At 43.7% G+C, this 12944-nt stretch carries 10 protein-coding genes and 4 tRNA genes; 8 read left to right on the plus strand and 6 right to left on the minus strand.

What is annotated here, in order from left to right; genetic code table 11:
* Positions 1-8: 8 nt before the first annotated feature.
* The 4 genes from HQQ92_RS20185 to HQQ92_RS20200 are packed head-to-tail and all read left to right on the plus strand — an operon-like array spanning position 9 to position 4690.
* Complete coding sequence (locus tag HQQ92_RS20185) at positions 9-1430, plus strand: TolC family outer membrane protein (protein ID WP_173247975.1); 1422 nt, start codon at positions 9-11, stop codon at positions 1428-1430.
* The gene (locus HQQ92_RS20190; protein ID WP_105250449.1) at positions 1427-2035 is read left to right on the plus strand and encodes an OmpA family protein; all 609 of its coding nucleotides are present in this window, start codon (positions 1427-1429) and stop codon (positions 2033-2035) included. Before HQQ92_RS20185 ends, HQQ92_RS20190 begins: the two co-directional genes overlap by 4 nt.
* A 19-nt stretch (positions 2036-2054) precedes the next feature.
* Complete coding sequence (locus tag HQQ92_RS20195) at positions 2055-2762, plus strand: transglutaminase-like cysteine peptidase (protein WP_105250450.1); 708 nt, start codon at positions 2055-2057, stop codon at positions 2760-2762.
* 8 nt (positions 2763-2770) lie between these two features.
* The gene (locus tag HQQ92_RS20200) at positions 2771-4690 is read left to right on the plus strand and encodes an EAL domain-containing protein (RefSeq protein ID WP_105250451.1); all 1920 of its coding nucleotides are present in this window, start codon (positions 2771-2773) and stop codon (positions 4688-4690) included.
* Between the two features lie 264 nt (positions 4691-4954).
* Here HQQ92_RS20200 and HQQ92_RS20205 read toward each other — a convergent pair.
* The 4 genes from HQQ92_RS20205 to HQQ92_RS20220 all read right to left on the minus strand — a co-directional run bounded on the left by HQQ92_RS20205 (position 4955) and on the right by HQQ92_RS20220 (position 5502).
* Positions 4955-5031: transfer RNA gene (locus HQQ92_RS20205), tRNA-Pro, on the minus strand.
* 156 nt (positions 5032-5187) lie between these two features.
* Positions 5188-5264 (minus strand) — tRNA-Pro (locus HQQ92_RS20210).
* A gap of 32 nt (positions 5265-5296) precedes the next feature.
* A tRNA-His gene (locus HQQ92_RS20215) sits at positions 5297-5372 on the minus strand.
* 53 nt (positions 5373-5425) lie between these two features.
* A tRNA-Arg gene (locus HQQ92_RS20220) sits at positions 5426-5502 on the minus strand.
* A gap of 206 nt (positions 5503-5708) precedes the next feature.
* On the opposite strand from HQQ92_RS20220, the gene HQQ92_RS20225 reads away from it, so the two are divergent.
* Positions 5709-8357 carry a diguanylate cyclase domain-containing protein gene (locus HQQ92_RS20225; protein WP_173247977.1) on the plus strand — a complete coding sequence of 883 codons (2649 nt, stop codon included), beginning with the start codon at positions 5709-5711 and terminating at the stop codon, positions 8355-8357.
* Between the two features lie 47 nt (positions 8358-8404).
* On the opposite strand, the gene rep is transcribed toward HQQ92_RS20225, so the two are convergent.
* Positions 8405-10417, minus strand: a complete 2013-nt coding sequence (gene rep, locus HQQ92_RS20230; RefSeq protein ID WP_173247979.1) for a DNA helicase Rep — start codon at positions 10415-10417, stop codon at positions 8405-8407.
* Positions 10418-10651: 234 nt separating this feature from the next.
* On the opposite strand from rep, the gene HQQ92_RS20235 reads away from it, so the two are divergent.
* The 3 genes from HQQ92_RS20235 (at position 10652) to HQQ92_RS20245 (ending at position 11749) form a co-directional block, all read left to right on the plus strand.
* Positions 10652-10906, plus strand: a complete 255-nt coding sequence (locus HQQ92_RS20235) for an accessory factor UbiK family protein (RefSeq protein WP_006083441.1) — start codon at positions 10652-10654, stop codon at positions 10904-10906.
* A gap of 93 nt (positions 10907-10999) precedes the next feature.
* Positions 11000-11365, plus strand: coding sequence for a hypothetical protein (locus HQQ92_RS20240; RefSeq protein WP_173247981.1), 366 nt, complete (start codon positions 11000-11002; stop codon positions 11363-11365).
* 36 nt (positions 11366-11401) lie between these two features.
* Positions 11402-11749: a hypothetical protein gene (locus tag HQQ92_RS20245; protein WP_168825950.1), complete on the plus strand. Its 348-nt coding sequence runs from the start codon at positions 11402-11404 to the stop codon at positions 11747-11749.
* Here HQQ92_RS20245 and HQQ92_RS20250 read toward each other — a convergent pair.
* Positions 11746-12918 carry a winged helix-turn-helix domain-containing protein gene (locus HQQ92_RS20250; protein ID WP_173247983.1) on the minus strand — a complete coding sequence of 391 codons (1173 nt, stop codon included), beginning with the start codon at positions 12916-12918 and terminating at the stop codon, positions 11746-11748. The two genes, HQQ92_RS20245 and HQQ92_RS20250, sit on opposite strands and share 4 nt — an antisense overlap.
* Positions 12919-12944: the final 26 nt, after the last annotated feature.

Consider the following 12944-nt stretch of genomic DNA (forward strand, 5'->3'; position numbering starts at 1 on the left):
GGTTGGTCATGAAGACTTCAGCAATACGACAATTTCAATGTTCAAAGATAGCCATAGTGCTGTCATTAATCCTGTTACCTTTATCGGCTCAAAGTCAGACGTTAGAACAAGCCGTTGCACATACGCTAGATACAAACCCAGATTTACGAGTGGCCTTCAACCGCTTTAAAGCGCGAGAAGAACAAGTTAATCAAGCGATAGCAGGCTATATGCCAACTATTGATGTCAATGGTGGCTACGGTTACGAACAAACCGACAGCGTATCGACACGTAGACGACCCAATATCGGCGAAGTCGATAGCAAAGGGGTGGCTGAATTAAATCCCGGAGAGTTTGGTGTTAGCATAAAACAAATGCTTTTCGATGGTTTCTACACCAGCAGTGAAGTTGATCGTTATAGCTTTGAAGCTAGCGCAGACCAATGGGCACTGCTTGCTGCAGCTGAAGATATGGCACTCGATGTCAGTAAAGTCTATCTCAACTATTTACGCACCGATGAAGTGTTAAAATTAGCCGAGAAAAACCTTAACAGCCATAAAGAAATTTATGACCAGATTAAACAACGTACTGACTCAGGTTTAGGCTCAATCGCAGATCTCTCCCAAATCTCGGGACGTTTGGCGCGTGCTAATGCTAACGTTATTTCTGCTCGCAACAATTTACTTGATGCAAAAGCACAGTACGTCAAAATTGTAGCGTCGGCTCCGACAGACTTAATATTACCAGTGCCAGATGCAGACATGCTGCCAAAGGATCTTAGCTCTGGCATTATTGTTGCGCAAGAGAATCACCCCATACTCAAATCTGCAGCAAACGATATTAGTGCCGCTGAAAATGAACGCTCTTCAGTACAATCCAATTACTATCCTCAGGTTTCTTTAGAACTGAATGGTAACTGGAACAACGATATTAGCGGCGAAGATGGAATATCAGGTGCTGGTGCTTTCCGCAGTGATGTGGGTGGTCATAGTAACGATCTCGTCGCCATGGTGAGGGTGAGATACAACTTATTTGCGGGTGGTAAAGATCTTGCCCGTGAAAAAGAAACTGCTTACAAGTTAGGTGAAGCGAAAGAAATCCGCCAACGTGCCCAACGTGAAGTTGTTGAAGGGGTAAACCTAGCTTGGAACGCATTTGAAATGCTAGCGCCGCAAAAACAATATATTCGCGATCATGTCGTGGCCGCAAAGGATACTCAAACAGCCTATGCACAACAGTTCAACTTAGGCCAACGCAGTCTACTCGACTTATTAGATACCGAAAATGAGCTCTTCGAGGCGCGTAAAGACTACTTACAAGCTGAATATGATGAAGTTATTGCTAAGTATCGCGTGCTCAATTCTACAGGGCGATTATTAGACTCACTTAAAGTCACTAGACCTGATGCGTGGCGCGGAGAGCGCAATTATGAAGGAGGAGCTAACAAATGAAAACTCTCACATTTTTTCTAAGTGTCACTCTTTTAGCTGGTTGTTCGATGCGCGATACGGTTAATATTGACGAAATGGTCACAACTCAAACCTATGATCTATCTGATAAAGATAGCGATGGTGTCATTGAAGCCCGTGAACGCTGCAACGACACAGCCCAAGGGGCAGGTATTGATAACTATGGCTGTGGCAAAATAAAAGCGATTAACGAGCGAAAGGAAATAAATATTTTATTCCCGAATGACTCTGCTTATATTGCGCCTGAGTACTATCCTCAAATTGAAGAGGTGGCTATTTTTCTACGTCAGTATCCAACGACCAAAGTGACTATCGAAGGTCACACGAGTCGCACAGGAACCGATGAACGAAATACAGTATTATCTCAAGAACGTGCAAATGCTGTCACCGCTGTACTGGCTGAACGCTTTAGTATTGATAGAAGTCGATTAACTGCTATTGGATATGGTTCTAGCCGCCCAATTGTTTTAGAACAGACGCCGGAAGCAGAAATTCGTAACCGTCGTGTTGTTGCAGAAGTCACTGGTGATGATACGGCAGCAGACATGAAATGGACAATTTACTCGGTCGATGACAACTCAAAATAAAGGACTAACACATTAGGTTATGAACGGCAGACTTGATTATAAAGATTCATTATTGCGAGTCTGCCGCTTTAGCCTAATAGCGTCAGCCCTAGGCATATGTTGCCTATATGCGGCCCCCACACAAAACCTTGATGAAGTGAAGATAACTTCAACCCTAGAAAAACATTACGGCGAACGTGCTGGAATGCGAGCAAGGGCTTGGTTCAAAGTGTTATCGGAAGCGAGTACGCTAGATGAAAAAGAAAAGTTATTGAAGGTGAATAACTTTTTTAATTTATTCCGTTTTGTGGATGACAGTAAATTATGGGGAGACTCGAATTATTGGGCAACGCCGATGGAGTTTATTGGTGTGAATGGCGGTGATTGCGAAGACTTTTCGATCGCAAAATACTTCACCCTACTCCAACTTGGTGTTCAAGAGGACAAGATGCGGATCACTATGGTTAAAGCCACTACGGTTAATCAATACCATATGGTATTGGCTTACTATGAAACACCATCATCAATTCCTTTAGTGCTCGATAATCTTGACCATGAAATAAAACCCGCCACAAAAAGAAAAGATCTACTGCCTGTTTATAGCTTTAATGGTAAACAGTTATGGCTCAATAAAGAGCAAGGTCGAGGCGTACTGGCAGGGTCCTCAAAACGATTAGAAAAATGGAACGATCTTAACCATAGATTAGGTGTTGACCGTCTTAGGCAACCAAAATTAAAACTGGAGTAGCACCAAAAATGACACTGTTTAGACAGATTTATTCGCTGCTTTTTAGCCTATTCTTGCTTGTAGTTGCAAGCCTTGGCTATGTGCAATTCACTGAGACTCAAAGCTTTTTAACAAAGCAAATGGAGTCCGATCTAAACAATGCCAGCACTTCACTCGGTCTAATGCTTACCCCAGCACTCGAAGCCGGCGATACCGCGGCGGCAGAAACCTTAGTGAATGTTATTTTTGAAGGTGGTTACTATCAAAATGTAAAATTGACTTGGATGGTCGATGGTAAGCAACAAGAGTGGAATAATCCTTTAAAAATTGAAGATGTCCCTCAATGGTTTATCAATCTAGATCTGTTTAAAACCATCAAAAAACAAAGCACTATCACCTCGGGTTGGCTGCAGCTAGCGCAGCTTGAAATCACTGCTCATCCTGGTTTTGGTTATCATGAACTATGGCGAATCATGTCCAATACCATCATCGCCTTCTCACTACTTTTTCTCGTTGCTATTTTTACAGCAAGAGTAGGCTTAACATGGATATTGAAACCTCTCCACACCCTGTCTGAACACGCGAAAAGTATCGCAGCACGCCAATTTGGTCCAGACATGGCACTACCTAAAACAACCGAATTAAAAGACTTAGTGACTGCATTTAACAGCATGTCAGCTCAATTGAAACAAGTGTTCCATTCTCTTGACGAAGAGGTTGGCGCGTTACGTAAGAAGAATCTTGTCGATCCGGCGTCAGGCCTGCCTAACCGCCAATATGTAGTAAGTCGTTTAAATGGTTGGTTAAGTGAACCTAGCAGCGGTGCTTTATTCCTCGCCAAACTCGACTGGCTCGAAGAAGTGCACAGTAAATATGGCTATCAAGTTCGAGATGAAACCATACGGATCCTCGCAGAAAAGTTTCAACAGCAATTAAACGAAATAACACCTTCGGTCATAGGCCGTATTGCCGCCTATGAATTTGCATTTTTAGTGACCGATGTTGAACACGATCAGATCAGTAAATATTTACAAACACTTATCCGTACAATCAATCAAGAAATGTCAAAAGCAGGCTGTAAGCCCAACGAAGACTTTGCTATCGGTATTGCGGAACGTATTGGGCAAATGAATGTGTCGGATATTTTGGCCCAAGCCGACAATGCCCTTCAAAAAGCGTTACAAGAAAATAAAACCTTCCACTGGTTTGAAACCACAGAGCAGCAATTATTCACCCGCGAGCAATGGCGCGATAATCTCAGCCATGCTATCAGCAATAAGAAGTTTAAGTTTAGATGGCAACCCATCCAATTTTGCGATGGTGATGGCATAGCGCAACGGGAATTGTATTGCCAATTAGAGCTTGGTGATCAACTCGCTCATGCAGGGCAATTTATGCCGTATATCGAGTTATTATCACTTGGTGCCTTACTCGATAAATGCTTAATTGAAACTGTCTACGAGCAAAAACTGCTCGAGCGGAGCTATGAACCGCTCGCAATTAACTTAACCCACCAAAGTATTAACGATCCTCAGTTCCATGAGTGGCTAAATCAATTTTTGCGAAATGCCACATTTATTGAGCGCATCTGCTTCGAAATCCCTGAGGCTGGTGTTTATAGTGATCTTAAGTCATGCCAGCACTTATGTAACATCATTCGCGATAACGGTGCTAAGTTTGGTATTGACCACTTTGGTCGTCAGTTTGGCTCTATGTCTTATCTACAGGAATTAAGACCTAGCTATGTGAAGCTGGATCAATCCTTCGCCTACTATGATGAGACACACCACAATAGCGAATTGTGCCGCGCCCTAATCAACGTAGCAAAAGGATTGGACATTCAAGTCATAGTGACGGGTATTCAAGAAAAAGCTCAGCTAGAACGTTTTAACGAGCTTAGAACAGATGCCTATCAAGGCTTTATCGCCCCGCCAGTGAATCTTGACTAAGCCGTATTATTAAGAAGTGATGTTTGCAAACAAAAAGCTCCGTAAGGAGCTTTTTGTTTTTCTACGGTTGAGTGACTATGCCGATACAGTTCTGCTCTGCAAGTCTGCCAGGTGTAAATAAGAACTGTGGCCAACTTCTATACTCATTAAGGATGCGCTATCAAGCGACAACAAACATGATAATGTCAGTGAGTAGTTCCATTTCGCCAATGCAAAAAAGCCTCAGTGTATTCATTAATGAATGCTGAGGCTTTTCTACTTATTTGGTCGGTGATAGAGGATTCGAACCTCTGACCCTCTGGTCCCAAACCAGATGCGCTACCGGACTGCGCTAATCACCGTAAATTTTGCACTATTATTTACATACGCTTAGAGGGTTCACCCTCTCGTCCACTTTCATCCAAAACATCTGGATGCGTTATAGGACTGCGCTTATCACCGTAAAACATTAACTATTTACTTAACTTACATTAAGCTCGCTAGTCACACGAAGAATTTGGTCGGTGATAGAGGATTCGAACCTCTGACCCTCTGGTCCCAAACCAGATGCGCTACCGGACTGCGCTAATCACCGAGAATAAAAATCTTTATATCAAAGTAAATGAATGGGGTGACTGATGGGGCTCGAACCCACGACAACCGGAATCACAATCCGGGACTCTACCAACTGAGCTACAATCACCACTGATTTTTACTTACTTTGCTAACCTTAAAGCTCACAACTCTGTTCGGAAGTGGTGCGCCCAAAAGGATTCGAACCTTCGGCCTCACCCTCCGGAGGGGTGCGCTCTATCCAGCTGAGCTATGGGCGCTCGCCTTGGTTAGCGCCGCATATACTAGGGTCAAATCCCCTTTGAGTCTATAGCTGTTTTGCACTTTTTTTACTGACTGCTCAAGTTTTATCACATTAGCTGACTTTTAAAGCGGAATGCAGCCAAAATATGACTTGGATGTTACAGTATTTCATGCTAATTATAGACTTTGGTAAAAGCAAACATATATTTAACTAGTGAGTATCATGTTTAAGGATGAAGATGAAACTGGCCAGCCGCGTGTGAGTGAAACTGAACGCTTACGCAAAAAAATTATTCGCTTAAAACAATTAGCGCATAAATATAAGCATGCTGAGATCATTCAAAACGCATTACTCGAAATATCAAATATTGCGACTCATGCTTCTTCACTCGAAGAATTCTATGTAGGCGTACATAGCCATCTAAAACAGCTCATTCCCGCTGATAATTTTTTTATTTCAACCCTGGATACTCACACAGGTGAACTCGCCATCCCCTTTTTCGCTGATGAAAAAGATGCCCATCCAGCGGAGCTTTATCCTGAACAATCACTATCTACATTATTACAGCAAGGATTAACAGGCTACGTACTCAGAACTGGGAAAGCGTTGTTGTGTAACAATGACACAGTCAATGAACTGATTGCCGCTGGAGAAATTGTTAATTTAGGTTCTCCCTGTCATCTGTGGCTGGGCGTGCCCATCAAACAAGATGACATAGTAACGGGTGTGTTAGTGGTGCAAACCTATGACACAAACATCAGTTATGGTGAAATCGAACTCGAGTTAATGACGTTCATTTGTCACCATATTGCTGGGGTCATGGAACGGCTAAAACATCAAGAACAATTAGAACAAGCTATCCAGCAAAGAACAAAAGAACTCAGCCAAGCCTACGATAAGTTAAAACTAGAAGTCTATGAACGGCGTAGAGCTGAACGCTTACAAAAATCACTGTTCGAAATCGCCGAGCTAGCAAGTTCCAGTGCAGACAACCCAGACTTTTATACCCAATTGCATAATGTTATTCGACATTTAATTCCGGCTAATAACTGCTATATCGCCCTATTAGACGACACAGAAACCCATCTCACGTTTCCTTTTTATGTATCGCAATTAGCCAATAAGCACCCAGGCACTCGGCCGCTACAAGACGGCTTAACCGAATATGTGCTCAAACATAAGCGCCCACTACTGCTAGATCAAAGCAGTATCAATGCATTAATTGCCTCTGGTGAGCTGTATTCCCAAGCGCCAGCGTTAAATCATACTCAAACCATGCATCAGTGGATCGGAATCCCGCTTTTTATCCATGATCAAGTTCGTGGTGCGTTAACGATTTACAGTTTTAGCATGACACAGAATTACCAAGTTAAAGACTTAGAATTACTGACATTTGTATCACAGCATATAGGCTCGGCTATCGAGAAAAAGCTGTCCGCAGAGTCCTTACAACGCAGTTATGAAGAGCTAGAAGAAAAGGTTATTGATCGTACCAAAGCGTTAGCCGAACTCAATAAAAGTCTTGAGAAAGAAATTCAACAACGCCGTAGTATGGAAGCCAAGCTAGTTCACGATGCCAAACATGATGCACTTACAGGCCTGCCTAATCGCGCTATGTTTATGGAGCGTTTATCTCAAGCGATCAAGCATGTTCGTCGCCATAGCTTAGAACAGTTTGCCCTACTGTTTATCGACCTCGACCGCTTCAAACAGATTAACGACACTATGGGACACCTAGAGGGCGATAAATTCTTAATTGAGACGGCAAGCCGCCTCAAGTCCTGCATTCGTGATAATGACACCTTAGCGCGACTCGGTGGCGATGAGTTTGTGATACTGCTCGATAGCATTAACAACATCAACGACGCGAAAGATATATCAGAAAGAGTGATCCAAAAAATATCCCAGCCCTATCGACTTGGCACAATGGAATTTAGTTCTGGAGCCAGTATCGGTATCACCATCAGTGGCAAGCACAGAATTGATACCAGTGAATCTATGTTACGTAATGCAGATACTGCCATGTATCAGGCGAAAGCCAATGGTAAAGGCTGCTATGTTATTTTTGATGATAACGCCCAACATCAGGCCATGCAGGATGTCGAGTTAGAAACTGAATTTAGACATGCATTACACCATGCTGAAATCCAGCTTAGTTACTTACCAGTAGTCAATTTTAAAACAGGTCAAGTGCATGCATTAGAAAGCCGCCTGTTCTGGCAACATCCGCAGCGTGGGCTCTTACAGCAGGAACAACTTAGCACGCTTGCTGAACAGTCACACCTTACCGTTGAGCTCGATAAATATACGATCAACATCATAGATAGCAGCTATCCCCAACTCCTCAAGCAATATGATGAATCTGTTGAATTACATGTCATGCTTTCGAGCCAACATCTCAAGCATAAGCATGTACTGCGCAGTTTGAAAAACACTCTCAAGCAAACCCAGTTAAACCTGAGCCATTTGTGGTTATTCTTCAATGAAAAAGCCCTAGTGCAGGAAACTGAAAATCATATCAATGGCTTTGAATTGTTGCAGAAACTCGGGGTAAAACTCGGCATCAGCCAATACGGTAGCGGCTATAGTGCCTTAAATAGCTTATTGTTTCTGCCGATAAAAGGCTTAAAACTCGATGCCAACCTCACCAAACAAATACAAGGCGAGCAACAGCTTAAGTTAATGTCAGCCTATCAAAAAACGGCATCAACCTTAGAGCTTCAAACCTTTGTCGATGGCATTGATAACCCTGAACAAAAACGTATCTTCAGTGAACTGGGTTATCAGCTGGGCCAGGGGGCTACTTTAGCCGACACTTTTACCTTATGTGAAACCCAACCACAGATATGTGCTCAGCTCGAATATGCCTAGTAAAAAATAAGTAGCTGATTTAAAAGAATAGTAAGCGAAACCGCTCACTATTTTTTAAACATATCTCTTAAGCTAGAAATATTTGCCCGCCCCGTTTGCATCCGCTCCTGCTCCGTTTGTTGTGGCTTACGATTTTCCCACACCACATCATCTTGAGGTAACTCAAGTAAGAAACGGCTTGGTTCACAACGCATGGTTTCACCAAATTGGCGCCTTTCGCGGCAGAGGGTGAACCAAAGCTCTCGTTGAGCTCGAGTGATACCCACATACGCCAACCGACGCTCCTCATCGACGTTATCTTCGTCTATGCTGGTTTGATGGGGCAAGATACGCTCTTCTACTCCAACCATAAACACGAAGGGAAACTCTAAGCCCTTAGAAGCATGCAAGGTCATCAACTGCACCTGATCACCCCCTTCATCCTCACTATTACGCTCCATCATGTCCCTGAGCGTCAATCGAGTCACCACCTCTGGCAAGGTCATAGGCTCATCTAACTCATCACCCGCGAGCATCTCAGTCACCCAACGGTAAAGCTCTGAGATATTCTTCATCCGCATTTCAGCGGCCTTGGCACTGGTGCTGGTTTCGTATAAGTAATCTTCGTAATTGATCTTACGGATCAAATGCTTCACCGCCTCGACGGGTTCACCACGTTCGGCATGATCCCCTGTCTCCACGATAAAACGACCAAACTGATACAAAGATGACATAGCCGCAGGCGGTAAATGATGATTCAGTTCAGGCTCAAAAATCGCCGCAAACATAGAAATATGCTTCTCGTTGGCAAAATTACCTAAACGCTCTAAGGTTGATGGACCTATGCCACGTTTAGGCAAATTAACGATGCGCAGGAAAGCATTATCGTCATCGGGATTCACCACGAGCTTTAGATAGCCCATAATGTCTTTAATTTCAGCACGAGCAAAAAATGACGTACCACCACTCAATTTATAAGGAATACGGTTCGTCATCAGTGCGCGTTCGAGTAACCGTGATTGATGGTTACCCCGATACAAAATCGCATAATCGCCAAACTGAGTACGGCCGACAAACTTATGTCGAACTATCTCGGCCACGACACGTTCAGCCTCTTGCTCCTCATTGGCGGCAAACAGCACCCGCAACGGTTCACCATAGGCAAGCTCGCTAAACAGGGCTTTATCGTAAACATGGGGGTTATTAGCGATAAGAATGTTCGCAGCCCGTAGGATCCGCTGACTAGATCGGTAGTTCTGCTCAAGCTTAATCAGCTTAAGCTGCGGAAAATCTTTACCCAATAACACGAGATTTTGTGGCTTAGCACCGCGCCATGAATAGATAGACTGATCGTCGTCCCCCACCACAGTAAAGCGTGCCCGATCACCCACTAACAGCTTTACCATTTCATATTGGCTGGTATTAGTATCTTGATATTCGTCCACCAGCAAATATTGGATCTTGGTTTGCCAGCGCGTCCGCACTTCTTCATGGTGCCGCAACAATAGGGTTGGCATCAGGATCAAATCGTCAAAATCTAAAGCGTTATAGGCTTTCATATGTTGAGCATAACGCTGATACAACATAGCAAATAAGTGCTGTTGCTCATCTTTAGCGATTTTGCGCGCCTGATCGGGAATAATTAAGCCACCCTTCCAGTTTGAAATCGTACTGGCGAGCGCTTTGAGTAAATCTTTATCTTCATCCAACTCGTCTTGGGTTAACTCTTTGAGCAGTGCCAAGGTATCTTGATCGTCAAACAGCGAAAAACCCGGTTTTAAACCTAAGACCTTATGCTCGCGTTTAATGATCTCAAGCCCTAAAGTATGGAAGGTTGAAATCCACAGACCTCTGGCTTCCTTGCGGCCCATCGACTGAGCGACCCGCTCTTTCATCTCGCGGGCAGCCTTATTGGTAAAGGTCACCGCCGCGATATTACGCGCCTTATAGCCACATTTTTCGACCAAGTAAGCGATTTTATTGATAATTACGCGCGTTTTACCACTACCCGCACCCGCCAATACTAGGCAAGGGCCTGAAACATAATGAACAGCATCGTTTTGGGCGGGATTGAGTTTCATCTTTGCGCAATATCCAAACAAGTCGACAGAAAGGGATGGGATCATAGCAGAATCGACAGTTTTAAGGCTAACAAATCCCCGCTTAGGTTGAGCAGAACTCAACTCTGTAGATAAGCCTCTCCGTGATATAAACCCCAACAACAGCCAACTAAAGTGTTCACGCGTCTGCTTTACTTTTGAAAGCTAACGTACTGAGTTACAATCGAGCTATTCAGTAAAGAGGCGGACAAGATTATGATCAATCCAAAGAAAATCGAAGAAATGGCGAAACAATTGAGCGAAAGTTTGCCCAGCGGTCTAAAGCAATTTGCCGGTGAATTTGAAGAGCGCAGTAAGCAAGTACTGCAAAATCAATTGCTCAAGTTGGATATGGTTTCCCGTGAAGAATTTGATGTGCAGCAACATGTACTACTGAAAACCCGCGAAAAATTAGAAGCCCTACAAGCTCAAGTCAATGAGTTAGAAAAAAAGCTCAACGCAGCGGGCTAACTTATCATGCATGTTTGAAAGAGCACAGTTAGCGATAGCGCAGCTGTGCTTTTTGTTTTTAACACTTCAAGCATTGAGTCACTTGGGGAAATAATGCAACAACTCGCCAGCTATATCCTTGCTATTGAAGGCTATCCAAGCCCTGTCTACGTGGTAAGCCAATCAAACGAGCAGCAAACCTATCACGATGATAATGTGGAGATTTGTGAGTCCATAACGCTTTATCACTTCGATAACGGGGTTGTGATTAGCAAGCTAAGCGAGCAAGATAAACAAGCTTATGAGTCAGACATGGTTTGTGAAGATTATTGGCTCAGCTATCGGGTTGTAACAGCTCATATTGCGATTTCGCCGCAGCAAAAATCCTTTAGCAATCTATGTCAGCAAAGCTTTTGGCTTAAGATGCAGCAAGGGCTGGCAGTAAAGCCACCGCTGCAACCAGAGCATAAACAGACTTAATGCTTTAGCGTCGAACAATCAAGGAATGAAGCTACAATGGATGTCACAATCAGCACACACTATCAGGACTATCTTCTTTGGGGATTATTGTTGCTTGGTGGCCTGCCGCTACTCACTTATCCTGGTGTGCTTCTCGCCAGTTTGATGGGACTGGCCAGTCAATCAAGCATTAAACCCGCTTTTATCTATCGATTGATGAATCAGTGTTTTCTATGGGGAAGCCTAATTTATCCCGCCGTGTATATCCCCTGTTATCGCATTACGAGCGATAGCACTGCGACTTCTTCATCTTTAGTCATTGCTGCGTTGCCACTGCTGTATCTAATCTTACTGTATGGCTGCTTTCGCTTTATGGATGCTCCAACTAAAGAGACAAATAATTAAAGCTTTTGTTGGCGAGCATACTTTTGCTTAAGGCCTTTATGGTTAGCCTTAACTAACTTCCAGCGGTCACAACCATTGAAACGAGCATATTCACTGACTGCGATATCAAAGGCCGCACAGAAATCCTCATCTAATCCATTCACCATCACGCCCTCTTCTAAAATCAATTGCTGTAATAGCAATAGGTTAGCTTGACGATCGGCTTTAACATCCACGCGGCCAACAAAAGTGTCGCGCCACAGAATTGCTAAAGAATAATAACCATACTGACGCTTTTCGGCTGGGACATAGACTTCGATTTGATAATCAAAATCAAACCATTGCTTTAACCTTTGCCGTTGGATCAATAAATTATCGAAGGGATTAAGCAGCCACACTTTATTAGGTAATGGTGCATTTAGCTGTAATGAAGGGCGATAAAAGTAGCTTTGGCCCGCAGCCTTAAAACACGCTAATAGCCCGTGAGCTAACAACTCTGCCAATTCTTGGGCTACAGCTGATTTCATACCTTTGCGTAAATAAGCCATTTGCGCCGCAGTACCGAAGGCGTGGGCATCAAGATAACGATCAATTAGATAGCGGGTAAATTCACTATCTGTCGGTGCTTTGGCATTTACATCTTGTGGCAACACACGCGCGGTAAGATCGTAAACCTTTTGAAATTTCTCCCGCCGCACCACCATCAACTCACCACGCATAAAGAGCTGCTCTAGGGCTTTTTTCGCGGGTTTCCAATCCCACCAGGTACCGTTTTTAGCTTCACTATGTTCAAAATCACTGGCCTTGAGTGGCCCTTCTGCGAGGATTCGCGCCCGCACTTCCTGCATTATTTTATCGTCGGGCTCAAACCAATGCTTACCGCCATTTTGCAGCTGCTGTTTACGCTGCAAACTAAAACGGTAATCGGCAATAGGTAAATAAGCTGCCGCATGGGACCAATATTCGAAGATCTCTCCTTTGGCTAAAGCCATATCGAGCATCTTTGGCTGATATTCTGGCATACGACTATGCAGCACATGATGATGCGCTCGCTCAACCACGTTGATAGAGTCAATTTGTACATAACTGAGACGTGAAATTGCCTCGGTGACAGAGGTATATGGTTGCAATAATCCTTGCTGCTGCATATTTAATTGCAGCCACTCGCGGGGTGAAAAGGGATTAGACATCGATTCTCCAAATTCAACGACAAGCA

The sequence above is a fragment of the Shewanella sp. DC2-4 genome (assembly GCF_013248875.1).
Classification (GTDB): Bacteria; Pseudomonadota; Gammaproteobacteria; order Enterobacterales; family Shewanellaceae; genus Shewanella; species Shewanella oncorhynchi.